General features: G+C 73.7%; 23 protein-coding genes. 14 read left to right on the plus strand and 9 right to left on the minus strand.

Annotated features, from left to right (window positions below):
- Positions 1 to 77 precede the first annotated feature (77 nt).
- Complete coding sequence (locus ACF089_RS17305) at positions 78 to 938, plus strand: class I SAM-dependent methyltransferase (RefSeq protein ID WP_392026895.1); 861 nt, start codon at positions 78 to 80, stop codon at positions 936 to 938.
- 26 nt (positions 939 to 964) lie between these two features.
- Here ACF089_RS17305 and ACF089_RS17310 read toward each other — a convergent pair whose 3' ends face one another.
- From ACF089_RS17310 to zapE, 3 genes are all read right to left on the minus strand, one after another.
- The gene (locus tag ACF089_RS17310) at positions 965 to 2,323 is read right to left on the minus strand and encodes an alkaline phosphatase PhoX (RefSeq protein WP_392026897.1); all 1,359 of its coding nucleotides are present in this window, start codon (positions 2,321 to 2,323) and stop codon (positions 965 to 967) included.
- A 125-nt stretch (positions 2,324 to 2,448) separates the two neighbouring features.
- Positions 2,449 to 2,874 carry an OsmC family protein gene (locus tag ACF089_RS17315; RefSeq protein ID WP_392026900.1) on the minus strand — a complete coding sequence of 142 codons (426 nt, stop codon included), beginning with the start codon at positions 2,872 to 2,874 and terminating at the stop codon, positions 2,449 to 2,451.
- Positions 2,875 to 2,917: 43 nt separating this feature from the next.
- Complete coding sequence (zapE, locus tag ACF089_RS17320; protein WP_392026903.1) at positions 2,918 to 4,024, minus strand: cell division protein ZapE; 1,107 nt, start codon at positions 4,022 to 4,024, stop codon at positions 2,918 to 2,920.
- 36 nt (positions 4,025 to 4,060) lie between these two features.
- On the opposite strand from zapE, the gene ACF089_RS17325 reads away from it, so the two are divergent.
- From ACF089_RS17325 to msrB, 4 genes are all read left to right on the plus strand, one after another.
- Positions 4,061 to 4,840 carry a pyrimidine reductase family protein gene (locus ACF089_RS17325; RefSeq protein WP_392026906.1) on the plus strand — a complete coding sequence of 260 codons (780 nt, stop codon included), beginning with the start codon at positions 4,061 to 4,063 and terminating at the stop codon, positions 4,838 to 4,840.
- A gap of 122 nt (positions 4,841 to 4,962) precedes the next feature.
- Positions 4,963 to 5,415 (plus strand): indole-3-glycerol phosphate synthase, encoded by a 453-nt coding sequence (locus ACF089_RS17330; protein WP_392027216.1) that lies wholly within the window; start codon positions 4,963 to 4,965, stop codon positions 5,413 to 5,415.
- An 87-nt stretch (positions 5,416 to 5,502) separates the two neighbouring features.
- Positions 5,503 to 6,897 (plus strand): UDP-N-acetylmuramate--L-alanine ligase, encoded by a 1,395-nt coding sequence (murC, locus tag ACF089_RS17335; RefSeq protein ID WP_392026907.1) that lies wholly within the window; start codon positions 5,503 to 5,505, stop codon positions 6,895 to 6,897.
- A 13-nt stretch (positions 6,898 to 6,910) separates the two neighbouring features.
- On the plus strand, positions 6,911 to 7,318 hold the full coding sequence (gene msrB, locus ACF089_RS17340) for a peptide-methionine (R)-S-oxide reductase MsrB (protein WP_392026909.1): 408 nt from the start codon (positions 6,911 to 6,913) through the stop codon (positions 7,316 to 7,318).
- Positions 7,319 to 7,358: 40 nt separating this feature from the next.
- Here msrB and ACF089_RS17345 read toward each other — a convergent pair whose 3' ends face one another.
- Complete coding sequence (locus ACF089_RS17345) at positions 7,359 to 7,754, minus strand: VOC family protein (RefSeq protein WP_392026911.1); 396 nt, start codon at positions 7,752 to 7,754, stop codon at positions 7,359 to 7,361.
- Positions 7,755 to 7,981: 227 nt separating this feature from the next.
- Between ACF089_RS17345 and ACF089_RS17350 the strand changes: the two genes are divergently transcribed.
- Both ACF089_RS17350 and ACF089_RS17355 read left to right on the plus strand, forming a co-directional pair.
- Positions 7,982 to 8,605, plus strand: a complete 624-nt coding sequence (locus tag ACF089_RS17350; protein ID WP_392026914.1) for a nucleoside/nucleotide kinase family protein — start codon at positions 7,982 to 7,984, stop codon at positions 8,603 to 8,605.
- A gap of 125 nt (positions 8,606 to 8,730) precedes the next feature.
- Entirely contained in the window at positions 8,731 to 9,681 is a 951-nt protein-coding gene (locus ACF089_RS17355; RefSeq protein WP_392026917.1) for a hypothetical protein, read from the plus strand.
- Between the two features lie 72 nt (positions 9,682 to 9,753).
- Here the strand turns inward: ACF089_RS17355 and treZ are convergent, their stop codons facing one another.
- Both treZ and ACF089_RS17365 read right to left on the minus strand, forming a co-directional pair.
- Positions 9,754 to 11,499 (minus strand): malto-oligosyltrehalose trehalohydrolase, encoded by a 1,746-nt coding sequence (gene treZ, locus ACF089_RS17360; RefSeq protein ID WP_392026920.1) that lies wholly within the window; start codon positions 11,497 to 11,499, stop codon positions 9,754 to 9,756.
- Positions 11,500 to 11,690: 191 nt separating this feature from the next.
- Positions 11,691 to 12,593 (minus strand): GNAT family N-acetyltransferase, encoded by a 903-nt coding sequence (locus ACF089_RS17365; RefSeq protein ID WP_392026922.1) that lies wholly within the window; start codon positions 12,591 to 12,593, stop codon positions 11,691 to 11,693.
- Between the two features lie 279 nt (positions 12,594 to 12,872).
- Here ACF089_RS17365 and ACF089_RS17370 point away from each other — a divergent pair, with 279 nt between their 5' ends.
- The gene (locus ACF089_RS17370) at positions 12,873 to 13,439 is read left to right on the plus strand and encodes an FHA domain-containing protein (RefSeq protein ID WP_392026924.1); all 567 of its coding nucleotides are present in this window, start codon (positions 12,873 to 12,875) and stop codon (positions 13,437 to 13,439) included.
- Positions 13,440 to 13,588: 149 nt separating this feature from the next.
- On the opposite strand, the gene treY is transcribed toward ACF089_RS17370, so the two are convergent.
- Positions 13,589 to 15,925, minus strand: a complete 2,337-nt coding sequence (gene treY, locus ACF089_RS17375) for a malto-oligosyltrehalose synthase (protein ID WP_392026926.1) — start codon at positions 15,923 to 15,925, stop codon at positions 13,589 to 13,591.
- 139 nt (positions 15,926 to 16,064) lie between these two features.
- Positions 16,065 to 18,185 carry a glycogen debranching protein GlgX gene (glgX, locus tag ACF089_RS17380; RefSeq protein WP_392026929.1) on the minus strand — a complete coding sequence of 707 codons (2,121 nt, stop codon included), beginning with the start codon at positions 18,183 to 18,185 and terminating at the stop codon, positions 16,065 to 16,067.
- 308 nt (positions 18,186 to 18,493) lie between these two features.
- Here glgX and ACF089_RS17385 point away from each other — a divergent pair, with 308 nt between their 5' ends.
- Both ACF089_RS17385 and ACF089_RS17390 read left to right on the plus strand, forming a co-directional pair.
- The gene (locus ACF089_RS17385) at positions 18,494 to 19,726 is read left to right on the plus strand and encodes an SAV2148 family HEPN domain-containing protein (RefSeq protein WP_392026931.1); all 1,233 of its coding nucleotides are present in this window, start codon (positions 18,494 to 18,496) and stop codon (positions 19,724 to 19,726) included.
- Positions 19,727 to 19,978: 252 nt separating this feature from the next.
- Entirely contained in the window at positions 19,979 to 20,701 is a 723-nt protein-coding gene (locus ACF089_RS17390) for a 3'-5' exonuclease (RefSeq protein WP_392026934.1), read from the plus strand.
- A 316-nt stretch (positions 20,702 to 21,017) separates the two neighbouring features.
- Here the strand turns inward: ACF089_RS17390 and ACF089_RS17395 are convergent, their stop codons facing one another.
- Positions 21,018 to 21,872, minus strand: a complete 855-nt coding sequence (locus ACF089_RS17395) for an aminoglycoside phosphotransferase family protein (protein ID WP_392026937.1) — start codon at positions 21,870 to 21,872, stop codon at positions 21,018 to 21,020.
- A gap of 177 nt (positions 21,873 to 22,049) precedes the next feature.
- On the opposite strand from ACF089_RS17395, the gene ACF089_RS17400 reads away from it, so the two are divergent.
- The 4 genes from ACF089_RS17400 (at position 22,050) to mgt (ending at position 26,518) form a co-directional block, all read left to right on the plus strand.
- Entirely contained in the window at positions 22,050 to 23,009 is a 960-nt protein-coding gene (locus ACF089_RS17400; RefSeq protein ID WP_392027219.1) for a carbohydrate ABC transporter permease, read from the plus strand.
- Complete coding sequence (locus ACF089_RS17405; protein ID WP_392027222.1) at positions 23,009 to 23,842, plus strand: carbohydrate ABC transporter permease; 834 nt, start codon at positions 23,009 to 23,011, stop codon at positions 23,840 to 23,842. The genes ACF089_RS17400 and ACF089_RS17405 overlap by 1 nt, the downstream gene beginning before the upstream one ends.
- Positions 23,842 to 25,200, plus strand: a complete 1,359-nt coding sequence (locus ACF089_RS17410; RefSeq protein ID WP_392026940.1) for an ABC transporter substrate-binding protein — start codon at positions 23,842 to 23,844, stop codon at positions 25,198 to 25,200. Before ACF089_RS17405 ends, ACF089_RS17410 begins: the two co-directional genes overlap by 1 nt.
- A gap of 109 nt (positions 25,201 to 25,309) precedes the next feature.
- A complete protein-coding gene (mgt, locus tag ACF089_RS17415; RefSeq protein WP_392026943.1) occupies positions 25,310 to 26,518 on the plus strand; it encodes a macrolide-inactivating glycosyltransferase in 1,209 nt (402 codons plus the stop codon).
- The last annotated feature ends 148 nt before the right edge of the window (positions 26,519 to 26,666 follow it).

Raw genomic sequence — 26,666 nt, forward strand, 5'->3', positions numbered from 1 at the left:
GGCCGGGAGGGGGGAGCGCGCACCGCCGGGGGTGTTGGGCAGTGCCGGGACGGGCCGACACGCGGTTGGATGGCCCCATGAGCGACTCAACGGAACCAGCCGCCGCCGCCGACCTCTCCCACAAGATGCGCACCAACGAGGCCAATTGGGATGCCCGCACCCCCATCCACCTGGCCAGCCGGTTCTACGGGCTGGACGAAGACCCGGACCCCGCCCGCTGGTTCGCGCCCTTCGAGTGGGCCGACATGGGCGAGCTGCCCGGCCGGGACGTCCTGCACCTCCAGTGCCATCTGGGCACCGAGACCCTGGCCTTCGCCCAGCGCGGAGCACGCGCCACCGGCCTCGATCTCTCCGGCGCCGCGGTGACCGCGGCCCGGGACATCGCCGCCGGGGCGGGCCTGGACGTCGACTATGTGCACGCCAATGTGTACGACGCGGCCGAGGCCCTGGGCGACCGCCGGTTCGATCTGATCTACACCGGCAAGGGCGCGCTCTGCTACCTCCCCGATCTGCCGAGGTGGGCCGAGACCGTCGCCGGGCTGCTCCGCCCCGGCGGACGGCTCTACATCGTGGAGTTCCACCCCCTCCTCAACTCCTTCGGCCCCACCCCCGCCCCCGGCGACACCTCCGAACTCCTGCTGCGCCACGACTACCTCGGCGGCCGGGGCGCGGTGCTCCGGGACGCGACGCACACGTACACCGACGGCCCGCCCGTCGAGGGCGAGACCGACTGCTACGAGTGGATGCACGGCCTGGACGAGGTGGTCAACGCGCTGATCGGGGCGGGTCTGGGGATCGAACGGCTACGGGAGTACGACGAGCTTCCCTGGCCGCGCTGGCCGGAGATGGAACGCACCGCGAGCGGCTGGTGGCGGCTGCCCGACGCCTCCCCCCGGATCCCGCACCTCTTCGCCCTGCTCGCGAGCGCGCGGAGCTAGGGCGGAGGCGCCGGGCCGAGGGCGTCTCAGTCCCACGGCCCGGTGACCGCGAAGGTCGTCCCGGGCCGGTACACATTGACGTACATCGTCGTCCCGTCCGGCGAGAACTCGACCCCGGCGAACTCCCCCCACTCGGGGGCCTCGGGCGTCCCGGTGTTCTGGCGGTTGCGGGCCACCGGGTAGACCTCGCCGTGCCGGGTCAGCCCGTAGACGTGCTGGGCGCCGCCGCCGTCCTCGCAGACCATGAGTCCGCCGCCGGGGGCGAGGCAGATGTTGTCGGGGGACTCCCCGGGCAGATCGACGTCCGTGTCCGGCCCGAAGACGATCACCAGCGTGAGCCGGCGGAGCTCCGGCTCGTACTTCCACACCTGGCCGGAGTGGTCGCCCGCCGAGCCCTCGCCGCTGCGGGCGTAGCTGGAGACGAAGTACACCGAGCGCCCGCCCCAGTAGCAGCCCTCCAGCTTCTGGGCGTGGGTGACGCCGCCCGGGCCGAAGTCCTGGAGCCGGATCGGGGTCCGCGCGGCCCTGGGGTCCGGGACGGGGATCCAGCGGACGTCCTCGAAGCGGACGCCCGGTTCGTCGACCGCCGACAGGTCCGGCACCCCGGGGACCCGCATCGCCTGAAGCTCCCCGCCGGCCCGCAGCGAGCCCGTGCCGCCGAGCGGGCGGTTCGGGAGGAAGCGGTAGAAGAGCCCGAACGGCCGCTGGAAGGCGTCCTCCGTCTCGTAGACGGTCCCGCTGCGCGGATCGACCGCGACCGCCTCGTGCTGGAAGCGGCCGAGCGCGGTCAGCGGGACGGCCCCGGTGCGGCGTGGATCGGCGCCGTCCACCTCGAAGACGAAGCCGTGGTCCTTGGTGTAGCCGTTGGTCCCGGCCCTGTCCTCGTTCTCCTCGCAGGTCAGCCAGGTGTGCCAGGGGGTGGGTCCGCCCGCGCAGTTGACGGCGGTCCCGGCGACGGCGACCCGCTCGCCCCGGACCCGGCCGCGGGCGTCCAGCTCCAGGGCGGTGCAGCCGCCCCGGGCGGCCGGGTCGTAGGTCAGGCCCTCGACGGCGGGCACGCCGAGCGGGGAGGTGTGCCGGTTCTCGTGATTGCGTACGAGGTGCACCCGGCCGTGGCGTCCCGGCAGGGCGGCCATGCCGTCGGGGCGGCCGGGCACCGGTCCCTCGCCCGAGAGCAGCGGTTCGCCCTCGCGGGAGAGGACGGTGTACGAGAAGCCCTGCGGCAGATCGAGCAGACCGGCCGGGTCGGGGACGAGCGGACCGTGGCCGTGGCGGCCGCGCGCGGCGGCGGTCCCGGCGAAGAGTTCGGAGAACGCGCCCGTGAAAGCGATTCCGGCGCCCAGCGCGCCGGTGCTCGCGAGCAGTTGACGTCGTGTCGTGGCCATGAGGCGACTCCCTGCCGGCGGAGAGGGATGTGACCCGCACGTGTGTAGTACGTACCCCTCGGTACGTGAACAGGTGCGGGCCACGGCGCCTCACGCGGTACGGCGGGATCCCGCCGTCACCGCGGTCAGACCAGCTCGGCCGAGAGCGTGATCGTCGTGCCGGTCAGCGCCTGGCTCACCGGGCAGTTCTTCTTGGCGTTCTCGGCGGCCTCGCCGAAGGCCTCGGCGTCCAGGCCGGGCACCTCGCCGCGCACGCTGAGGTGGATGCCGGTGATGCCCTCGCCCGGCTGGAAGGTGACGTCGGCCTTGGTCTCCAGCCGGGTGGGCGGGTTGCCCGCGCCGGTCAGACCGTGCGAGAGGGCCATCGAGAAGCACGAGGAGTGAGCCGCCGCGATCAGCTCCTCCGGGCTGGTCTTGCCATTGGCCTGCTCGGCGCGGGACGGCCAGGAGACCGGCTGCGAACCGATGCCGGAGGAGTCGAAGGTGACGGTGCCCGAACCCTTGAGCAGTTCGCCTTCCCAGACCGTGTGTGCCGTGCGCGTGGTGGCCATGGTGTGAATCCCTTCAGACGGAAAAGCTGTTACGCACCCGAACCTACTGCCCCGCCAGCTCCTTCGCGTCACGGGCCAGCGCGGTGAGACGGGAGATGGCACGGAAGTACTTCTTCCGGTAGCCGCCGTTCAGCATCTCGTCGCTGAAGAGCCGGTCGAAGGGGAGGCCGGAGGCGAGCACCGGCACCTCGTGGTCGTACAGCCGGTCGGCCAGCACGACCAGCCGCAGGGCCGTGGACTGGTCCGGGACCGGCCCCACATCGGTCAGACAGACGGCGGTGAGCCCCTCGGTGAGCGCCCCGTACCGGCTGGGGTGCACCCGCGCGAGATGCTCCAGCAGCGCGGGGAAGGCGTCCAGGGAGGCGCCGGGGACCGCGTACGCCGTCTTCGCGACCGTCTCGTCGGAGTAGGGCGCGGGGGCCTCGGGCAGACCTCGGTGGCGGTAGTCCTCGCCGTCGATCCGCAGCGGCTTGAAGTGCGCGGACAGCCCCTGGATCTCGCGGAGGAAGTCGGCCGCGGCGAATCTGCCCTCGCCGAGCTTCCCGGGCAGGGTGTTGGAGGTGGCCGCCAGCGCCACGCCCGCCTCGACCAGCTTCCGCAGCAGGCTGGAGACGAGAACGGTGTCGCCCGGGTCGTCCAGCTCGAACTCGTCGATGCACAGCAGCCGGTGCCCGCTCAGCAGCCGTACGGTCTCCTGGAAGCCGAGCGCTCCCACCAGATTCGTCAGCTCCACGAAGGTGCCGAAGGCCTTGAGGGAGGGATCGGCCGGGGCGGCGTGCCAGAGGGACGCCAGCAGATGGGTCTTGCCCACGCCGTAGCCGCCGTCGAGATAGACGCCCCGGGGGCCGGCGGGCGCGGCGGGTCTCCGCGCGCCCCCGCCGAACCAGCGGCGCAGCCCCGAGGACCCCGAACGGCCGCCGCCGACGGCGTGCGCCCCGCCCAGACCGGCCGCGAACTCGCGCAGGGCGGCGACCGCGGCGATCTGGCTGGGCTGGTTGGGATCCGGGACATAGCTGTCGAAACTGACGGAGTCGAAGCGCGGCGGCGGCTCCATCTCGTAGATCAGCCGGTCGGCGGCGACACGGGGCTCGCGCTCGCACAGCGACTGCGGCACGACGTCGGGGGTGGGGCCTGAGGTACGGGAGGGCACAATTCCCCACTGTAAGGGGCGTGCCACACTGCCCCCATGCGACGCCTGCTCCCTGTGACCGACCAGACACCCGCCGACGACCGCGAGTGGTCCCTCGACGAGCTGGCCGACGCCTACGCGTATCCGGCCGCCGCCGAGGGCGGCCCGGGCCCGGGGGTGTGGCTGCGGGCCAACATGGTCTCCTCGCTCGACGGCGCGGCCCAGCACGACGGCCGCTCGCAGCCGCTGTCCTGCGACGCCGACATGCGGATCTTCGGCACCCTGCGCGGGCTCGCCGACGCGGTGGTCGTGGGTGCGGAAACGGTACGTCTGGAGGGGTACCGCCCGGCCCGCGCCCGGGAGGCCTTCGCCGCGCGCAGAAAGGCGGCCGGCCAGGGCCCGGCGCCCGCGATCGTCGTGGTCAGCGCCTCGCTCCGGCTGGACTTCTCGCTGCCGCTGTTCACCGAGCCGCTGGTGGAGACGGTGGTGCTCACCGGGGCCGCCGCCCCGAAGGACCGGGTCCGGGCCGCCGAGCGGGCGGGCGCCCGGGTGGTGATCGCCGGGGACGGCCCCGGCGCGGACCCGGCCGAGGCGCTGCGGGCGCTCGCGGAGCAGGGGCTGCGGCGGCTGCTCACCGAGGGCGGGCCGAGGCTGCTGGCGCAGTTCGTGGCCTCGGGCGTCCTGGACGAGCTGTGTCTGACCGTCTCGCCCACGATGACCGCCGGGGACGCCCAGCGGATCGCGGGCGGCCCGGGGCCGGCCGTTCCGGAGCGGTTCGCGCTGTCTTCCGTCCTTGAGGAGGCGGGGTTCCTTTTCACCCGCTACCGTCGCATCTGACAATCAGCGGAATTTGCCGTTCCGGTTAGCTTCGGCTGGGCACACTTACTCTGCACACCCCGTGCGGGCACGGGGAAGGATGGTTTCCGCAGAAGGGCCCTGACGTGTTCACAAGCGTACTGATGATCGAGAAGCCCCTCACGCCCGAGGACGTGGACTTCGTCACCACCCTGCACGGGGACGAGGCGGTCTCGTTCGTCGTGCTGCTTCAGCCCCGGGGGGACCAGGCCGACGTACTGCTCCGCGCCATCGACGACGTGGCGCTCGGCGAACTGAAGGACGCCGTCCACGAGGGCGAGGAACCCGAGGGCGGCGACGCCAAGGCCCCCGCCGAGCGCGGCCTCGCCCACTCCCTGGCCGCCCTGCGCGCGGCGGGCTCCCCCGCCGAGGGGCGGGTGGTCGAGGACCACCCGCTGGACGCGCTCACCGCGGCCGTGGCCGAGAAGGGCGCCGACGAGGTGATCGTGCTGACCGCGCCCCACTACGTGGAGGAGTTCTTCCACCGGGACTGGGCCTCCAGGGCCCGCCACAAGGTCGGCGTACCGGTGCTCAAACTCTTCGCGCACAGCGAATAGGCTGGGCCCCGCTCCATGACGTATCGCTATGGCCCTACGCCATGGAGCGGGCCGCACCGATCGTCGTACACCCTTGGAGACACACGCATGGCACCCGCCATCCCCAGCGCCATGGAACGCCCGCACTTCATCGGCATCGGGGGCGCCGGGATGTCCGGCATCGCGAAGATCCTCGCCCGGCGCGGCGCGCTGGTTGCCGGCAGCGACGCCAAGGAGTCCCCGACCGCGGACGCCCTGCGCGAGCTGGGCGCGACCGTGCACATCGGCCACAGCGCCGGACACCTCGCCGACGACGCCAGCTCCGTCGTGGTCTCCAGCGCGATCCGCGCCGACAACCCCGAGCTGCTGCGCGCCGCCGAGCTGGGCGTCCCGGTCGTCCACCGCTCCGACGCGCTCGCCTCCCTGATGACCGGGCTGCGCCCGATCGCGGTGGCGGGCACCCACGGCAAGACCACCACCACCTCCATGCTGGCCGTCGCGCTCTCCGCGCTCGGCCTCGATCCCTCGTACGCCATCGGCGGCGACCTGGAGGGGCCCGGCACCAACGCCCGCCACGGCGAGGGCGAGATCTTCGTCGCCGAGGCGGACGAGAGCGACCGCAGCTTCCAGAAGTACGACCCCGAGGTCGCGATCGTCCTCAATGTGGAGCTGGACCACCACGCGAACTACGCCTCGATGGACGAGATCTACGAGTCCTTCGAGATCTTCACCCGCAAGATCGTCCCCGGCGGCACCCTGGTGATCGCCGCCGACCAGGAGGGCGCGGCCGAGCTGACCTCCCGGGTCCGCGACCGGTCCGATCTCACGATCGTCACCTACGGCGAGTCCGCGGACGCGGACGTACGCGTCCACAAGGTCACCCCGCGCGGTCTGACCAGCGAGGTCACCGTCGTCATCGACGGCCGCTTCCTGACCTTCACCGTCTCCGTCCCCGGCCGGCACTACGCGCACAACGCGGTCGCCGCGCTCGCCGCCGGAGTCGCCCTCGGCATCCCGGCGCACAATCTGGCCTCCGCGCTCGGCAAGTACACCGGGGTCAAGCGCCGCCTCCAGCTCAAGGGCGAGGCCGCCGGCGTGCAGGTGATCGACTCCTACGCGCACCACCCCACCGAGATGACCGCCGACCTGGAGGCCATGCGCGGCGCGGCCGCCGACGCCCGCCTGCTGGTCGTCTTCCAGCCGCATCTGTTCTCCCGCACCCAGGAGCTGGGCGCCGAGATGGGACGCGCCCTCGCGCTCGCCGACGCCTCCCTGGTCCTGGAGATCTATCCGGCGCGCGAGGACCCGATCCCCGGCGTCACCAGCGAACTGATCATCGACGCGGCGCGCGCGGCGGGCGCGGACGTCACCGCCGTCGCCGAGCCGGCGCGGATCGCCGAGACGGTCGCGGGAATGACGAAGCCCGGCGATCTCGTTCTCACCATGGGCGCGGGCGACGTCACGGACCTCGGTCCGGAGATCCTCGCCCGCCTGTCGAGCTGAGGAAGCGGTTTTCATGGCGTACGACATCGAGAAGCCGGACGAGCAGTGGCGCGCGGAGCTGAACCCCGCCGAGTACCAGGTGCTGCGGCAGGCCGGGACCGAGCCCGCGTTCCGGGGCGAGTACACCGACACCACCACCGAGGGCGTGTACTCCTGCCGGGCGTGCGGCTCCGAGCTGTTCCGCTCGGACACCAAATTCCCGTCGCACTGCGGCTGGCCGTCCTTCTACGACCCGAAGGACAGCGACGCGGTCGAGCTGATCGAGGACCGCTCGCACGGGATGCTCCGCACGGAGGTCCGGTGCGCGCGCTGCGGATCGCACCTGGGGCACGTCTTCGCGGGCGAGGGATATCCGACCCCGACCGACCAGCGCTACTGCATCAACTCCATCTCGCTGCGGCTGACGCCCGACGAGAGCTGAGCGCGGGGCGGGCCCGCGGGCCCGCCCCCGCCCGGCGCGCCTATCCGGCCGCCGGCTCCAGCAGGTCCCAGCGGTTTCCGTACAGATCCTCGAAGACCGCGACCGTGCCGTACGGCTCATGCCTCGGCGGCTCCAGGAAGCGGACGCCCGCCGCGGTCATCCGGGCGTGATCGCCCGCGAAGTCGCCGGTGTGCAGGAAGAAGCCGACCCGGCCGGGCGTCTGCGCGCCCACGCCCGCCCGCTGCGCCTCGTCGGCCGCCCTGACCAGCACCAGCCCGGCGCCCCCGGCCGGTCCCGAGGGGCGGACCACCGCCCAGCGTGAGCCGTCCGGGCGAGGGGTGTCCTCGACCAGCTCGAATCCGAGCGCGCCGGTGTAGAAGGCGATGGCTTCGTCGTACTCGCGGACGACGAGGGAGACCAGGGGGATATGAGACATGGGGTCACCCTAGGCCGCGCCCGAGCCCCGGGCACGGGTCCCTCCCGGGTGCGGGCCGGGGGCGCGGGTCCCTCCCGGGTGCGGGCCGGGGGCACGGGTCCCTTCCCGGGTGCGGGTCGGGGCTCGGGTCCCTTCCCGGGTGCGGGCCGGGGCTCGGGTCCCTCCCGGGCGCGGGTCGGGAGCGCCGGCCCTTCCCGGGCGCGGGCCCGGCCTGGGACAATGGGCTCATGACCGCTCTCCCGCCCGGACTGCTGGCCCGTGCCGCCGCCCTCGCGGCCCCCGGCCGCCGCCGGATCCTGGGGATCGCCGGAGCCCCCGGCGCGGGCAAGTCCACCCTCGCGGCGCGGCTGTGCGAGGCGCTGGACGGCCGCGCCGTACAGGTCCCCATGGACGGCTTCCACCTGGCCGGAGCGGTCCTGGAGCGCCTCGGCAGGGCCGGGCGCAAGGGCGCCCCCGACACCTTCGACCCCGACGGCTACACCGCGCTGCTCGCCCGGCTGCGCACCCCCGCGCCGGGCGTCACCGTCTACGCCCCCGCCTTCGACCGCGCCCTGGAGGAGCCCGTCGCGGGCAGCGTCGCCGTACCGCCGGAGATCCCCCTGGTGATCACCGAGGGGAACTACCTCCTCCACGACGACGGCCCCTGGGCGGCGGTCCGGCCGCTCCTCGACGAGGTCTGGTTCCTGGAGCTGGACCGCGCCGTGCGGATGCGCCGCCTCGTCGAGCGCCAGGTGCGGCACGGCAGGGAACGGGCCCGCGCCGAGCACTGGGCGGAGCACTCCGACGAGCCCAACGCCCGGCTGACGGTCCTCGGCAGACACCGCGCCGACCTCGTCGTATCCCTGCCCTGACCTGCCCTGCCCGGGGTGGGACGACGCCGGGTGGGTACTCTCACAGGCGCGGGCCGAGGCGGGCGGACCTCCCGGGCGACATCTCCCGGGCGACGGCCGGGGAGGGGAGACGAAAGGCGGATGACGTGGGGCTGTTCCGGCGAAGGCCGAAGCGCGACGGGCGCGACGCTCCCCGCGACCCCGAGTTCGCCTACTTCTCCGCCGACGAGGGCGCCCGGTTCCGCGCCCTGGTGCGCGAGGCCTTCGCCGAGCAGGGCATCGAGGTGCTCCTCCACGCCGACGTCGTCTCCGACAACGCGGGCCGCCGGTTCGGCCTCGCCAATCTCGCCGCCGTCCTCCACAACGACGACCGGGGACCTCGCGCCTGGCCCGAGCTGGTCCGCCGCCATGTCGGCATGGTGCTGCGGACCATGGACGCCCCCTCCGCGCTCGAAACCCTCTCCACCGAGCAGATCCGCTCCCAGCTCTACCCCCGGATCCTCGGCGCGGAGGGCTTCGACCCGGAGAACTTCGACTACGCCCGCTCGCCCGCGCCCGGACTGCACGAGATCATCGCGCTCGACCTCCCCGAGAGCGTCATGATGCTCACCGACGACGCCCTCGCACCCCTCGGAGACCTTCCCTACCTGCGGGAACAGTCGCTCTACAATCTGCGCGGCCTGCCCATCGAGGGACACGAGACCGTCAAGGGCGACGGCGGGATGCGCTTCGAGGTGGTCCTCGGCGACTCCTTCTACACCGCGAGCCGGGTGCTCACCCTGGAGAGCGTTGTCCGGGAGACCACCGGGGAGCAGCTCACCGCCGACGGCGCGCTGGTCGCGATGCCCTTCCGGCACCAGCTCGCCTTCCATGTCATCCGGGACGCCGGAGTGATCCCCGCGCTCAACGCCATGGCCTCGTTCGCCGCCTCCGGATTCGTCGACACCCCCGGAGCCGTCAGCCCCTACGTCTACTGGTGGCGCTCGGGCACGCTGACCCAGCTCAGCGATCGCGAGGAGGAGGGCGACGGACTGCGGATCGTGGTCGGCGAGGAGTTCCAGGCCCTGTTGCAGCGCCTGGTCGGCGACGGGAACTGACCCGCCCGTCCGGCCCGCCGGCGTCCCCGGGCCCGGCCCGGCTCGCCGCCCGCCCCGCCCGCGTACCCCGGCTCAGTCCTCCGCCAGGACCGCGCACGAGCGGGCCCCCAGCCGCAGCACGCCGTCCGCCCCGGGGGCCGTCACCGGGTCCCAGGAGGCCAGCACCCGGCCGGACCCGCCGAGCGGGATCGCGACCGGCCCGTCCGACAGATTGACGGCGATCCGCAGCTCGCCCCGGCGCACCGCCAGCCAGCGCTCCCGTTCGTCGTGGGCGGTCCGCACCGACGACAGGTCCGGATCGGCCAGATCGGGGTGGGTCCGCCGCAGGGCGATCAGCTCGCGGTGCCAGGCCAGCAGCCGGGCGTGCGGCTCACGGTCGCGCTCCGAGCGGTCCAGACAGGAGCGGTCGCGGGTCGCCGGGTCCTGCGGGTCGGGCACCTCCCGCGCGTCCCAGCCGTGCGCGGCGAACTCCTCGCGCCGCCCCTCGCGCACCGCGTCCGCCAGCCGGGGATCGGTGTGGTCGGTGAAGTACCGCCAGGGCGTGCGGGCCCCCCACTCCTCGCCCATGAACAGCATCGGAAGGTACGGGCCCGTCAGCACCAGCGCCGCCGCGCACGCCAGCAGCCCGGGATCCAGGCTCTGGGAGAGCCGGTCGCCGAGCGCCCGGTTGCCGATCTGGTCGTGGGTCTGCGCGTAGCCGAGGAAGCGGTGGGCGGGGACGGCCGTCACATCCACCGGACGGCCGTGGACGCGGCCCCGGAAGGAGGAGTACGTGCCGTCGTGGAAGAAGACCCGGGTGAGCGTCTTGGCGAGGGCCGCGAGCGGGGCCCGCGCGAAATCCGCGTAGTACCCCTGGGACTCGCCGGTCAGGGCGGTGTGCAGGGCGTGGTGGAAGTCGTCGTTCCACTGTGCGTGCAGCCCGAGTCCGCCCGCCTTCCTCGGCGTCGTCGTCCGCGGGTCGCACAGATCCGACTCGGCGATCAGGAACAGCGGCCGCCCCAGCTCGCCGGAGAGCGCGTCGACGGCCGCCGCCAGCTCCTCCAGGAAGGTCAGCGCCCGGGTGTCGGCGAGCGCGTGGACCGCGTCCAGCCGCAGCCCGTCGAACCGGTACTCCCGCAGCCAGGTCAGCGCGCTGCCCAGCAGATAGGCGCGTACCTCGTCGGAGCCCGGCGCGTCGAGATTGACGGCGGCCCCCCACGGGGTGCGGTGGGTCTCGGTGAAGTACGGCCCGAAGGCGGGCAGATGATTGCCCGACGGGCCGAGGTGATTGTGCACCACGTCCAGCACCACCCCCAGCCCATGACCGTGCGCGGTGTCGACAAAGCGCTTGAGCGCCTCGGGTCCGCCGTACGGCTCGTGGACCGCCCACGGCGACACGCCGTCGTACCCCCAGCCGTGCACCCCCGGGAAGGGGCAGACCGGCATCAGCTCGATGTGCGAGATCCCGAGCCCGGCCAGGTCGGCCAGCCGCGCGGCCGCCGCGTCCAGGGTGCCTTCCGGGGTGAAGGTGCCCACATGCAGCTCGTAGAGGACCGCGCCGCGCAGATCCCGGCCCGGCCAGTCGGCGCGCCAGACGTACGCGTCCGGGAGGACCACCGCGCTGGGGCCCTCGGGGCCGTCCGGCTGACGGCGGGAGCGCGGGTCGGGCCGCACCGGGCCGCCGTCCAGGACGAAGCCGTATCGCGCGCCCCCGGTCGCGGGAGCCTCGGCGCTCCACCAGCCGGGCCGGTCCCCGTCCGGGGCCATCGGGCGCCGCGCGCCGTCCAGCCACAGCTCGACCCGGTCCACGGCCCTCGGGGCCCACACCTCGAACAGCACTGGCGGTCCCTTCGTCGTCGGCCGGACGGCTCCGGGGCGCGTGCCCGCGCCCCGGCGGGGCCATCCTGGCAACTCCGGCCCCCGGAACGGGTGTCCTTGCGCCATTGGGGTCACCGGGCGCGCCGCGCGGGGCCGCCGCACGCCCGCCCGGCGGCCCCGCGCACACCGCCGCCGGGCGAGCGGCCGCCGGGTTACCGTTCGCCGGCCGGGCCGGGCACCAGATGGACGCGTTCGTCGACGATCGGATACCCGGCGCGGGCGAACTGCGCCGCCATCGGGAAGTTGCCCTGGTCGGTGGCGGCCAGGATGTGCCGCGCGCCGTGCTCGGCCAGCACATGCGTGCACTCGGCGAGCAGGTCGTACGCGTAGCCGTGGCCGCGCCGCTCCGGCAGGACGCCGATGAACCCGACGCACGGGCCCGAGTGGATGCGCGCCGGGACGTGCAGCCCGACCGGCTCGCCGTCGGCGGTGCGGGCCACCTGCCACCACTCGCGCGGCGAGTCGCACGCGTGGAAGTAGTCCAGCTCCGCCTGGGCCGCCCGGTCGAGTCCGCCCTCCTCGATGTCGAGGAGCGCGTGCGCGTCGAGCGTCGCCGAGTGGATCTCCCGGAGCATGCGGAAGACGACGCCGTCGTCGGGCTCGGGCCGGAAGACCAGCCGGCCCGGCCGCCGGGGCAGCCCGCACTCGGGCGTCCACCGGTACTGGTAGCGCTCCACCAGCAGCCGCATCCCGGCCGCCTCGGCGGCCCGCAGCCTGGCCCGCCCCGCGGCGTGCGCCACGGGGTCCTCGCGCCAGTTCCTGGGCAGGATCAGCTGATACTCCACCCGGTACGGGGCGGTGCGCAGCAGCTCCGCGCCCGCCTCCTCCTCGCCCTCGGCGACGTCGAACCAGTTGACGTTGAACGGCTCCGGGTCGCCGGGGCGGCCCCACCAGGCGGCCCGGGCGACGACCCGGCCGTCGCGCAGGGCGACGCGCTTCCACTCGGGGCGGTGGACGACCTGGGCGAGGGCCCGGCCGACGCCGAGCGGGTCGGGCAGGGTGTCGAAGAGATGGGCGTCGCTCTCGTCGAGCGCGCGAATGACCAGATCGGTCATGGAGAGGTCCTCCGGGAGAAAAAGGGGGTGGAGCGCTCCCGGTCAGACTGCGAACGCCGGGCGGACGGGGCGGGAGCGCGGAATACGTGGGGTGAACACGGCACTCGCCTCCTCTCCGTCGGTGTCTGGCGTTGCGGCGACTGTACACGACCGCGCGTGGCCCGGTCCGCCGCCAACTGGCCGGAATGGGCGCTTCCATGCAGGTCAGCCGTGCGGTGGCGCAGACCGGGGCGTTCCCGATTCTGGACACCGCGCCGCCTTCCGGCGGACAATCACCGAGTGACGTCGTCGTTTGAGTTCCCCACGTACTCCGCTCCCGCCGTCAGACTCTCCGACGCCGAGCGGGACCGGGTCGTCGGTGTGCTGCGAGACGGCGCGGCGGAGGGGAAGCTGTCGCACGACACCTTCCTGCGCCGGATGGAACTGGCCCTGGTCGCCAGCCGTCCCGAGGAACTCAAGGCGCTCACCGCCGATCTCGGGATCCGGACCCAGCCGGAGGGCATCGGCCAGCGTCTGGTCGGCGCGGTCGGCGGCGCGTCCGCGTTCTTCGTACGGCTGCGGCGGGCCTGGCAGGCGGAGAAGCTGCCGCCCCTGCTGCTGCCCGAACCCGGCCCGTACGCGCTGCGGATCGGCCGCGACCCGGGCAACGGGCTGCGCCTCAGCCATGACACGGTCTCGCGGATGCACGCCGAACTCGCCCTGCGCGACGGCGCATGGGTGCTGAGGGATCTCGGCTCGACCAACGGGACCACCGTCAACGGGCGGCGGGTGGCGGGCTCGGTCGTGGTCCAGGACGGGGACATGGTCGGCTTCGGCCGGATGAGCTTCCGGCTCACGGCTCCCTGACGGCCGGACCGCCCCGGCCCCACCGCTCCCTGACGGCCGGACCGCCCCGGCCCCACCGCTCCCTCACCGCCGGCCCGCCCCGGCCCCACCGCTCCCCGATCCGCTGCCCCGGCCCTCCGCCCGGCCCCGGCCCGCCCCCCCGCCTCCGCTCAACCGACGCGGCTCAGCAGCGCCACCGGGCCCGGCGCGAACAGCTCCGCCAGCCGTACCGGCGCGCCGCCGTCCCACGAGCGCCCCTCGGCGAGCCGGTCCGCCCACCGGCCGCCGCCGGGCAGCACCAGCTCGGTGTCCCGCCAGCCCCCCGACCGCTCCAGCCCCAGCGAGAGCCGGGTGACCGCCGCCACCACCGCGCCCGTACGGCAGAACGCCACACAGTGCGCGGCGGCCGGGCCCGCCGCCCGCAGCGGGGCGTAGGACCCCGCCGGGCCGAACACCTCCGGCCGCTCCCGGCGCAGCCCCAGCACCGCCCGCGTCAGCGCGGTCCGCCCGTCCGGCGGCCCCTCCTCGAACGGCCCCCGGTTGTCCGGGTCGACCAGGGCCCGGTACTCCCGCTCGGTGCCCTGATAGAGGTCCGGCACCCCCGGCATCGCCAGCTGCAGCAGCGCGGCCCCCAGCGCGTTCGCCCGCGCGTACGGCTCCAGTTCCCGCGCGAACCGCGCCACCGAGTACAGCGGCGGCCCGGCCGGCCCGTTCTCCACGAAGGCGGCGACGGCCCGCTCGTACGCCGCGTCCGGCTCCGTCCACGTCGTGTGCAGCGCCGCCTCCCGCACCCCCTTGAGCAGCGCCCGCGTCAGCCGGTCGCCGTACGGGAAGCCGAAACCGACCGCCGTCTGCCACGCCACCCACGCGAGCTGCGCGTCGGGAGCCCGGCCGCCGTCGCGCCGGGCCGCCTCCTCGGTGACCCGGGCGAGGAACTCGGCCCAGCGCTCCGGGCATTCGGACAGCACCGTGATCGCGGCCCGCACATCCGCGCTGCGCTTGGTGTCGTGCGTGGTCAGCACGGTGCCGGTGGCGGGCCAGTCGCGGGCCAGCCGTTCGGCGTACGCGTGGAACTCCTCGGGCTCGACCGCGGGCCGCCCGGGATCGCCGCCGACCTCATTGGCGCTGATCAGCGGCGTATGACGGTAGAAGGCGGTGTCCTCCACGGACTTGGCGCGCAGGGCGGAGGCGGTCTGGGCGAACCGGGCGCGGAAGGCGTCGCGGGAGGGGCTCTCGCCGAGCGCGCCGAGCGCCAGATTCCGTACGGCGTCCACCGCGACTGCCTCCTCCGGCACGGTGAAGGCGGCCTTCGCGCCCGCCGCCGCGCGCGGGCTGAGCACCTCCTCGGCGTCCCTGCGGTACGGCCGGTACACCGGCACCCGCACCAGCAGCTCCCGGATCGCCGTCCGCAGCGTCCAGGGGGCGAGGTCGCGCAGGCCCCGGTCGGCGGCGCAGGCTCGTTCGGCGAGCCGGGTCAGCGCCTCGACCTCGGCGGCCAGCTCATGGGTGACCACCCGGTGGGCGGCCCGGCGCACGGTCGCCTCCCAGTAGCCGCCCCGGTCGCCGGGCGCGCCGGAGAACTCCCGGTAGTGGGAGAGGAGTCCGGGGAGGCCGTCGGGGTCGGTGAAGAGGCCGTCGATCCGGTGCAGCGCGTCGTACCCCGTGGTCCCGTCCACGGGCCAGTCGGGGGGCAGCCGCTCGTCCCCGGTGAGGATCTTCTCCACCACCGTCCAGCAGGCGGGGCCGACCGCCGCGTCCAGCCGCCGCAGATACTCCGGCGGATCGGCGAGCCCGTCGGGGTGGTCGATCCGCAGGCCCTCCACCACGCCGTCCCGGACCAGCTCCAGGATCTTCGCGTGGGTGGCGTCGAAGACCTCCGGATCCTCCACGCGCACCCCGATCAGCTCCGAGACGGTGAAGAAGCGGCGATACGTCAGCTCGGTGCGGGCCAGCCGCCACCAGCCGAGCCGGTACCACTGGGCGTCCAGCAGCTCCGGCAGCGGCAGGCCGAGCGTCGACTCCCGCAGCGGGAAGCGGTGTTCCCCGTAGTGCAGCGCGTCCCCCTCCACGCGCAGGGCGTCCGTCTCGTCCCCGATCCGGCCGCCGAGCACCGGCAGCAGCACCCGTCCGCCGCCGGCCTCCCAGTCGATGTCGAACCAGCGGGCGTACGGGGAGGAGGGGCCCTCGCGCAGTACCTCCCACAGGGCGCGGTTGTGGCGGGGGACGGCGGCCATGTGGTTCGGCACGATGTCCAGGACCAGCCCCATGCCGTGGTCGCGGGCGGTCCGGGCGAGCGAGCGGAGCCCGGCCTCGCCGCCCAGCTCCTCGCGGACCCGGGTGGGGTCGGTGACGTCGTAGCCGTGCACCGACCCCGGGACCGCCTCCAGCACGGGGGAGAGATGCAGATGGGAGACGCCGAGCCCGGCCAGGTACGGCACGGCCCCGGCGGCGGACGCGAAGGGGAAGCCGGGCTGGAGCTGGAGCCGGTAGGTGGAGGTGGGCTTCATGACTGCCTACGTACCCGCCCGGGGGGCCGGTGTGTCACCGGGGCCGGGGCCGGTGTCCGCCGATCGGCTCACACGGGTCCCGGGCCCCGGGCGTACGGGTCCCGGGCCCCGGGCCCCGTACGCCCGGCGGCTCCCGTCGTCAGGCCGGTCGCCGCAGCACCACCAGACTCCGCCCCACCAGCCAGACCCGGTCCCCGGCGGCCACCTTCGGCCCCGCGCCCGGCGGGACGCCCTCGGGCCGGGCGGTGTCCACCACGATCTGCCACTGCTGCCCGTGGCGCACCGGCACGGCGAAGTCCAGATCCTCCGCCCCGGCGTTGAACATCAGCAGGAAGGAGTCGTCCGCGATCCGCTCCCCCCGGGGCCCCGGCTCCGAGATGGCGTGCCCGTTGAGGAACACCGTCAGCGCCTTGGCCTGCGCCGACTGCCAGTTCCGCTGGGCCATCTGCCGACCCTCGGGAGTGAACCAGGCGATATCGGTCAGCTCGCCGTGGGCGCCCTCCACCGGACGCCCGTGGAAGAAGCGGCGCCGGCGGAAGACCGGATGGTCGCGCCGGAGCCACACCATCGTCCGGGTGAACTCCAGCAGCGTCCCCTCGGCCCCGGACCCCGGCTCCGGCCACCGCACCCAGGAGGTCTCGTCGTCCTGGCAGTACGCGTTGTTGTTGCCGCCCTGGGTGCGCCCGAACTCATCGCCGTGGCTCAGCATCGGCACGCCCTGCGACAGCATCAGCGTCGCGATGAAGTTCCGCATCTGACGGCCGCGCAGCTCCAGCACCCCGGGGTCGTCGGTCTCCCCCTCCACCCCGCAGTTCCAGGAGCGGTTGTGGCTCTCGCCGTCCCGATTCCCCTCCCGGTTCGCCTCGTTGTGCTTGTCGTCGTACGAGACCAGGTCGCGCAGGGTGAAACCGTCGTGGCAGGTGACGAAGTTGATGGAGGCCAGCGGCCGCCGCCCGTCGTCCTGGTAGAGGTCGGAGGAGCCGGTGAGCCGGGAGGCGAACTCGGCGAGCGTGCGCGGCCGGCCGCGCCACAGATCCCGTACCGTGTCGCGGTACTTGCCGTTCCACTCGGTCCACAGTGGCGGGAAGTTCCCCACCTGATAGCCGCCCTCGCCCACGTCCCACGGCTCGGCGATCAGCTTCACCTGGCTCACCACCGGATCCTGCTGCACCAGGTCGAAGAAGGACGACAGCCGGTCCACCTCGTGGAACTGACGGGCCAGGGTGGCCGCGAGATCGAAGCGGAAGCCGTCGACGTGCATCTCGGTCACCCAGTACCGCAGCGAGTCCATGATCAGCTGAAGGACGTGCGGGCTGCGCATCAGCAGCGAGTTCCCGGTGCCGGTGGTGTCCGTGTAGTGGCGGCGGTCCTCGGCCAGCCGGTAGTACGAGGCGTTGTCCAGGCCCCGGAAGGAGAGCGTCGGGCCCAGATGGCTGCCCTCGGCCGTGTGGTTGTAGACGACGTCGAGGATGACCTCGATGCCCGCCTGGTGCAGGGCGCGGACGGCGTGCTTGAACTCCAGCACCTGTTCGCCCCGCTCGCCCCAGGAGGCGTAGGCGTTGTGCGGGGCGAAGAATCCGATGGTGTTGTAGCCCCAGTAGTTGCTCAGCCCGGCGTCCACCAGCCGGTGGTCGTGGACGAACTGATGGACCGGCATTAATTCCAGCGTGGTGACGCCCAGCTCGGTCAGATGCGAGATCACCGCCGGATGGGCCAGTCCGGCGTACGTCCCGCGCAGCTCCGCCGGCAGCTCCGGATGGAGCATCGTCAGACCCTTCACATGGGCCTCGTAGATCACCGTGCGGTGGTAGTCCGTACGGGGCGAGCGGTCGTCGCCCCAGTCGAAGTACGGATTGACCACGACCGACGCCATCGTGCGCGCGGCCGAGTCCAGGTCATTGCGGGAGTCCGGCCGGCCGAAGTGATAGCCGTAGACCGACTCACCCCAGTCGACCCGGCCGCTCATCGCACGGGCGTACGGATCCAGAAGCAGTTTGGCGGCGTTGCAGCGCTGCCCGCGCTCCGGCGCGTACGGTCCGTGGACCCGGAATCCGTACCGCTGACCAGGCATCACACCCGGCAGATACGCGTGCCGGACAAAGGCGTCGGTCTCCCGCAGCTCCACCGCCGTCTGCGAGCCGTCGTCGTGCAGCAGGCACAGTTCGATGCGGTGGGCGGCTTCGGAGAACACCGCGAAGTTGGTACCGGCGCCGTCGTAGGAGGCGCCGAGGGGATATGCCCGTCCCGGCCAGACCTGCATGGAAGACTCCTACCCTTCCGATCCGGGTGTAAGGGGGACACAAGGTCCGGATCATGAGGAAAGTATCGCGGCCGCACCCCCGGTCGCCGTGGACGACGCGGTCAACATCGGGTTCCTTCCGTACCCCTCGCGCGGCGATCGGGGCCGTACCGCTATGAATCGGCTCACTCCGGGGGATCTCACCCGCAGGAACGTATCGCCGGGGCAGGGGAGTTGGGAAAGGACCCCGGCGATCCGGCTGCACCGTGTCCCGCATGCGGAGTAGTCTTCCTTGATCGTTGGGTGGGGGACGGGAAGGCGGTGCGCGGGTGAGCTCGGGAGGTCTGGAGCTGCCCCCCGGTGACACGGGTCACGAGGGGGACTCCGGGGGAATCCCGCCCGGTGCGGTCTCTCTCGCCAGACCGATGGAGATCGGGGCGGAGCTGGACTGGGGCGCGGACGCCTGGAGCGAGGTGCGTACGCGCGCCCAACGGGCCGGACGCGCCTACATCTGGCTGAATCTGGTCGAACAGCGGCTGCGCGCCGTGGTCGCGGCGGTGCTCCGGCCGATCTACGAGCCGGTCCACGGCGACGACTGGGTGGTGGCCGCGGCCGGCCCCGCGGGCCAGGAGTGGGTCCAGCGGGCGGTCGCGGTGCGGGAGGTCTCCCGGCGCAAGGGCTATCTCCTGGACCCCGCCGACGACAATGTCCTCTCCTTTCTGACCCTGCCCCAGCTGCGCGAGCTGATGGTGCAGCACTGGCCCTGCTTCGAGCCCTACTTCGACGACCGGCGCGATGTGGAGCTGGCCCTCGACGAGCTGGAGGTCACCCGCAATGTGGTCTCCCGCAACCGGGCGCTGAACGAGGCCGTCCTCGCCCAGGCCGAGCGGGCCTCCGCCCGGCTGCTCGACATACTCGGCGGCGGCGCCGGGGTCCCCTCCGCCGACCGGCTCCCGGTCGACGCGGTCGAGGACCTCGTCGGCGACCGGTACGCGGACGTGGTCTCCGTCCACTCCGACCGGGTCCGCCTCCAGCGCCAGCTCCCCGCCGAGGACCTCTTCGGCGGCGCGCGCCGGCTCGACGCCATCGGGATCGGGCTCAATCTGCTGGTGCAGAACTTCTCCGGCCGCCGGCTGGTCCGGCTCGCCGAGTCGGGCTGCCGGATCCGGCTGCTCTTCCTCAATCCGGCGAGCAGCGCGGTCAAGCGGCGCGAGCGCGAACTCGGCATCAAGAAGGGCGAGCTGAGCCGTACGGTCGAGATGAACATCCTCCATATGCGCCGGGTGCGGGCGCGGCTGCGCGACCCGGGGGCCTTCGAGATCCAGGTCTTCGACGAGACGCCCCGCTTCACGGCCTATCTCGTCGACGGCGACGGGCCGGACGGTCTGGCGGTCGTGCAGAGCTATCTGCGCCGGGCCCGGGGCATGGAGGCCCCGGTGCTGGTGCTGCGCGGCGGCGGGCGCTCCGTGGTCCGCGCGGGGAACGAGGACGAGCACGGTCTGTTCCAGACCTACCGCGAGGAGTTCGAGGCGGAGTGGGCCGACTCCCGGCCGGTCTCCTGATGCCGGGCGGCCGGCCCCGGCGGGTCCTCCGATGCCGGCCGCCCCGGCCCCGGCGGGTCTTCCGATGCCGGCCGTCCCGGCCTCGGCGGGTCTTCCGGGCCCGGTCTCCGGCGGGGTCCGCCGACCGCCGGCGCGGTCCTCTGACCCCGGGTCGGGTCCGGCGGTCCCGTCCGGCCCGTCGTCCTCGTTGTCAGTGGCGCGTGGGAAGGTGAGTACCCGATGGGGGAAGGCACCACAGAGGAGGGCCGCACGATGACATGGCACGGGGAAGCGCTGGTCGGCTTCGACCTGGAGACGACCGGCACCGATCCGCAGGAGGCCCGGATCGTCACGGCCGCGGTCGTCCGGGTGCGGGCGGGGGAGCCGGAGGAGCGCGCCTTCTGGCTGGCGGACCCCGGCGTCCGCATCCCCGAGCAGGCCTCGGCGATCCACGGCATCAGCAGTGAGCGGGCCGCGGCCGAGGGCCGCCCCGCCCGCGAGGTGGCGGACGAGATAGCCGGCGCGCTCACCGGCCACTGGGAGCGCGGCGTTCCCGTGGTGGCGTACAACGCGGCCTTCGATCTGACGCTGCTCACGGCCGAGCTGCGGCGGCACGGACTGCCCTCGCTCTCGGAGCGGCTGGGCGGCCGCCCGATCGGCCCGGTGATCGATCCCTACACCATCGACCGGGCCGTCGACCGCTATCGCAAGGGCAAGCGCACGCTGGAGGCCGTCTGCGCGGAGTACGGAGTGGTGCTGGACGCGGCGCACGACGCCACCTCGGACGCGGTCGCGGCGGTGCGGGTGGCGCGCGCCGTGGCCGAGCGCCACCCCTCGGTGGCGGCGCTCGCCCCCGATCTGCTGCATGAGCGTCAGGTGCGGTGGTACGAGGAGTGGGCGGTGGACTTCCAGGCATTCCTCCGCCGCAAGGGGAACGCGGACGCGGTGGTGGACACCTCCTGGCCGATGAAGGTGCTCGCGCCGGCCACGGGCTGACCGGCCCGCCCGCCTGCACGGCCGCGCCGCCCGCCCCGCACGCCCGCCCGGCTGCCGGGACCGCGAGCCGGGCCGACGGGTCCGGCCGGTGGATCCGGGCGGTCGACGCGGCCGACGGGCCCGGGCCGTGGATGCCCGCGCGCCGTACCGGTCCGGTCCGTATGGCCGGCGTACGCGGGCCGTGGATGCCCGCGCGCCGGACCCGGCCGCCGGACCCGGCCGGCGTACCCGGCCGGTGGACATGACCGACGGACCCGGGTGGTGGTCGTTGCCGGGTTGCGGCCGACGGGCCCGGGCAGGCCCCCCGGCCCCGACCTCAGAACGGGTGCCAGCGCACCTCGGGCCGGTTCTCGCGGAGCGAGCGCACCCGCCGGGAGAACTCCTCCCGAGCCCGCGGATTCGACCCCGCGTGCTGCGCCACCCACGCACAGCTCGCCGTCTCCCGCGCGCCCCGGAGCACCGCGCACCCCTCCCACTCCCGCACATCCCAGCCGTACGCGCGGGTGAACGCGTCGTACGCCTCCGGCGCGAGCCCGTACCGGTCCCGGGAGAGGGCCATCACCACCAGATCGTGCTCCCGCAGATCGGCGGAGAAGGTCTCCAGATCCACCAGCACCGCGCCCCCGGGGCCCACATGGACATTGCGCGGCAGCGCGTCCCCGTGGATCGGCCCCGGCGACAGGCGCGGGGCGAGCGCGGCCGAGGCCTCGGCGAAGCCGTCACGGCGGGCCCGCAGATACTCCGCGTCCGCCGGGTCGATCGCCTCGCCCGCCAGCCGCAGCCACCGCTCCACCCCGCCCAGCAGCTCCCGCCGCGGCAGCCCGAGATCCGGCGGCGCGGGCAGCGCGTGCACCTGCCGCAGCAGCCCGGCCAGATCCTCGGGACCGGCCGGCCGGACCGCGTCCGGCAGCCGGTGCCAGTACGTCACCGGATGGCCGTCGGCCAGTCGGGCCGCGGCCCGCGCGGGCCGCACCGCCGGGACGCCGGCCTCTTCCAGCCACCGCCCGACGGCCACCTCCCGCTCGGCCCGCGCCAGCAGCTCGGCGGAGCGGCCGACCTTCACCACCAGCTCGCCCGCCTCGAACACCGCGTTCTCGCCCAGTGCCAGCAGCCGCGCGCCGGCGGACACCCCGGCCGCCTCCAGCACCTCCCGTGCCCGTGCCTCGTCCATCGCCGCGCCTCTCTCCGCTCACCCGTGCCCAACCCGTTCGAATCCGCCAAAGTCTCGCATCCGCCCGTAGGTCTCCTTGACGAACCCACGGCCCGTCAGCACGATGACGGGGGCCGCCCGGGTGGGCAGACCGTCACAAAGCCGCCCAAAGGAGTCCCCTGCGTGACAACCGCGAGCGTGGCCCGCCCCGCCGAGGACCCCGGCGAACCTCCCGGACGGCCCGGCGGCGGCCGCCCGGCGCGGCGCTCCGGGCGGCGGCCCGGGAAGACCCTGGACCACGGGGCCTGGTTCCTCGTCCTCCCGGCCCTCCTCCCGATCCTGGTGCTCAGCGTCGGCCCGCTGCTCTACGGCGTCTCGCTCGCCTTCACCGACTCCCAGGCCGGACGCACCGCACCCACCCAGTGGATCGGGACCCTCAACTTCCAGGACCTCGTCCACGACACCCTCTTCTGGGACTCCTTCGGCATCGGCCTCCTCTGGGCCGTCGGCGTCACCGTGCCGCAGTTCGCGCTCGCCCTCGGCCTGGCGCTGCTGCTCAATCAGAACCTCCGGCTCCGCTGGCTGGCCCGGGCGCTCGCGATCATCCCCTGGGCGATGCCCGAGGTGGTCGTCGGCATCATGTGGCGGCTCGTCTACAACCCCGACGCCGGAATCCTCAACGAGACCCTGCGCGATCTCGGACTCGGCGACGGACACGACTGGCTGACCGGGCTCGGCACCGCCCTGCCCGCCGTGATCGTCGTCGGCGTCTGGGCGGGGATGCCCCAGACCACCGTCGCCCTGCTGGCGGGCCTCCAGAACACCCCGGCCGAACTCCACGAGGCCGCGGCGCTCGACGGCGCGGGGGCCTGGCGGAGGTTCCGCACCGTCACCTGGCCCGCCCTCAGACCCGTCGCCCTCGCGATCACCGCCCTCAACTTCATCTGGAACTTCAACGCGTTCGCCCTGGTGTACGTCCTCACCGGCGGCGGCCCCGGCGGCCGGACCCGGCTCCCGATGCTCTTCGCGTACGAGGAGGCATTCCGCTACGGCCAGTTCGGCTACGCCGCCGCCATGAGCTGCGTCATGGTCGCGGTCATCTCGGTGATGCTCGCCCTCTACCTCGTGGGGCGGCTCAAAGGAGGCGACGACCAGTGATCCGCACCGGACGGGTGGGCCGCGCCGGACAGTATCTCGCCCTCCTCGGCTACCTCGTCCTTCTCGCGTTCCCCTTCCTCTGGCTGATCTCCACCGCCTTCAAACCAGCCCGTGAGCTGGGCTCGCTCCATCCGACCTGGATTCCCGAGGACGCCACCCTCGCCAACTTCCGCCAGGCGTTCGAGGAACAGCCCCTGTTCCGGGCCGCCGGCAACAGCCTGCTCGTCGCCGTTTCCGCCGCGCTGATCTGTGTGGTGATCGCGACCCCGATGGCCTACACCCTGGCCCGCCACCGCACCCGGCTCTCGACCGCCGCCACCGGCTGGGTGGTGGTCAGCCAGGCGTTCCCCTTCATCCTGGTGATCATTCCGCTCTTTCTGATCCTCAAGAACCTGCGGCTGATCAACACCCTGTCGGGGCTGATCCTGGTCTATGTGGTCTGGGCGCTGCCCTTCGCGCTCTGGATGCTCGTCGGCTATGTACGGGCGGTGCCGCGCGAGCTGGAGGAGGCGGCGGCCGTCGACGGCGCGGGCCGGGCCCGGATCCTGCTCTCGGTCGTCGCCCCGCTGCTCGCGCCGGGCATCGTGGCCACGGCGCTCTTCGCCTTCATCACCGCGTGGAACGAGTTCTTCTTCGCCCTCGTCCTGCTCAAGACCCCGGAGAAACAGACCTTGCCGGTCGTCCTCACCCACTTCCTCGGCGCCGAGGGCGTCGCCGACCTCGGGCCGCTGGCCGCCGCCGCGTTCCTGGCCACGATCCCCTCGCTCGTCGTCTTCGCCGTGATCCAGCGGCGGATCACCGGCGGCATGGCCGCGGGGGCGGTGAAGGCCTGATGCCCCGACAGACCCGCGTCCCTCGCACCCGTACCGGCGCTCGTACCCGGACCGGCGCCCGTACCCGTACCGGCCGGACGGCCGCGACCGCCGTCGCGCTGGCCCTGCTGCTGACCGGCTGCACGGACGGCGGCGGGGCGGGCGGCGACGGGAAGATCCGGCTCCGCTTCCAGTCGCTCGCCTGGCAGAAGGAGTCCGTCGACGCCAACAAGGAGCTGGTACGGGAGTGGAACGCGAGCCACCCCGAGGTCCAGGTCCAGTACGTCCAGGGCAGCTGGGACAGCGTCCACGACCAGCTGCTGACCTCCTTCGAGGGCGGCGAGGCCCCCGATGTCATCCACGACGCGTCCGACGACCTCTCCGACTTCGCCCACGGCGGCTACCTCGCCGATCTGCGCGGACTGCTCTCCGAGCGGCTCACCTCCGACATCCCCGGCCCGAGCTGGGAGTCGGTCACCTTCGGCGAAGGCGTCTACGGCGTCCCCTTCCTCCAGGAGCCCCGCGTCCTGATCGCCAACACCGCGCTGCTCCGCTCCTCGGGCGTCCGGATCCCCACCCCGGAGCGCCCCTGGAGCTGGCCGGAGTTCCGCGAGATCGCCAAAACCCTCACGGCGTCGATGGGCGAGGGGCGGTACGCGGTCGCCTGGCCGCTCAAGGAACCGGTCTCCGTCACCCTCAATCTGGGGCTCTCGGCCGGCGGACGGCTCTTTCACCGCGACGGCGACGGAAAGACGGAGATCCGCTTCACGGACGGCGACGCCGTGGTGCCCGACACCGTCCACGCCCAGGTCAACACCGATCGCACCGCGTCCCGCAGCACTTTGGGCTCCGGCGGCTCGGACGCGCTCCCCGGCTTCTTCGGCGGCAAGTACGCGATGGTCCCGCTGGGGTTCTCGTACCGCCAGCAGATCGTCCAGCAGGCCCCGGAGGGCTTCGAGTGGACCGTGCTGCCCGCGCCCGCCGGCCCCGGGGGCCCGGTGCAGGGGGTGAGCCCGCAGACCCTGTCGATCGCCCGCGACAGCCCGCACCGCGAAGAGGCCGCCGCCTTCATCGACTTCCTCCTCCGCCCGGCGAACATGGTCCGCCTCGCCAAGGGCGACTGGATGCTGCCGACCGGCGCCGAGGCCCTGTCCGACCCCGCCCTGCGCACCCCCCGCCACGGCTGGTCCACCGGCGCCGCCCTCGCCCCCGGCCTCCGCGCGGCCCCCGCCCCCGCCGTCCGCGGCTACCCGGAATGGAAGGACAAGGTGGCGACCCCGGCGTACCAGGAGTACTACAGCGGCGCGATCGACCGCGACGAACTCGAACACCGCCTGACCGACGACGGCAACCGCGTCCTGGCCCGCTACCAGCGCTGACCGGGTGCGGGTCCTGGGGCCGCCTGGCCGGGCGCGGACACCGGGGCGGGCCCGCCCTGGTCCGTCCCCACAATTGGACGATACGTATCGTCTCGTCTACTCTGGGCGCATGATCGAACCACAGCCCGCCCACATCGCCATGTTCTCCATCGCCGCCCCCGGACATGTGAACCCGAGCCTGGAGGTCGTGCGGGAGCTGGTCGCGCGCGGGCATCGGGTCAGTTACGCGATTCCGGCGTCGTTCGCCGAGCGGGTCGCGGCCACGGGGGCGACGCCGGTGGTGTACGAGTCGGTGCTGCCGACGGAGGACGATCCGGAGGCCTGGGGCACGGAGCTGGTCGACAACCTCGAACCGTTCCTGAGGGACGCGATCCAGGCGCAGCCGCAGCTGGCGGCGGCGTTCGCGGGGGACGAGCCGGATCTCGTCCTCCATGACATCACCTCCTTCCCCGCCCCGGTGCTCGCGCACCGCTGGGGGGTGCCCTCGGTCTCGCTGTCGCCCAATCTCGTCGCGTGGGAGGGGTACGAGGAGGAGGTGGGCCGGCCCATGCTCGACGAGCTGAGGTCGTCGGAGCGGGGCAGGGCGTACTGGGCCCGCTTCCGGGAGTGGCTCGACGGGAACGGGCTCACCGAGCTGGATCCGGGGGATCTGACCGCCCGGCCCCGGCGGTCGGTCGTCCTGATCCCCAAGGCGCTCCAGCCGCACGCCGACCGGGTGGACGAGTCCGTCTTCACCTTCGTCGGCGCGTGCCAGGGCGACCGTGCCGACCAGGGGGAGTGGGAGCGTCCGGCGGGCGCGGAGAAGGTGCTGCTGGTCTCGCTGGGCTCCTCGTTCACCAAGCAGCCCGCGTTCTACCGGGAGTGCGTCAAGGCCTTCGGGGAGCTGCCCGGCTGGCACACGGTGCTCCAGATCGGCCGCCATGTCTCCGAGGCGGAGATCGGTCCCGTGCCCGCCGGCGTCGAGGTCCGCTCCTGGGTGCCGCAGTTGGCGATCCTGCGCGAGGCGGACGCCTTCGTCACCCACGCGGGCGCGGGCGGCAGTCAGGAGGGGCTCGCGACCGGCACGCCCATGGTGGCCGTACCCCAGGCGGTGGACCAGTTCGGCAACGCGGACATGCTGGTCGCGCTCGGGGTCGCCCGGCGGCTGGACTCCGGGACGGCCACGGCCGGGGAGCTGAGGGAGGCGGTGCTCGCCCTCGTCTCGGACCCCGAGGTCGCGCGGCGGCTCGCCGTGATCCGCGAGGAGATGGCGGGGGAGGGCGGCACCCGTGCCGCGGCCGATCTGATCGAGGCCGAACTGCCCCGGCGTACCGCCTGATCACGCCTTTCGGGGCAGGAACGGCCCCGGGCCCGCCGCGCTTCCGTGTCAGGGGCGCCCGGCGGGCCCGCCCCGGATCCGTCGGCGCCGGCCGGGACCGGGGCGAAGTCGGGCCGGGGACACGGGCGATGAGGGGCCGTCGGTCCGG

The organism is Streptomyces sp. NPDC014894 (genome assembly GCF_043080985.1).
In the GTDB taxonomy this organism is placed as follows: Bacteria; Actinomycetota; Actinomycetes; order Streptomycetales; family Streptomycetaceae; genus Streptomyces.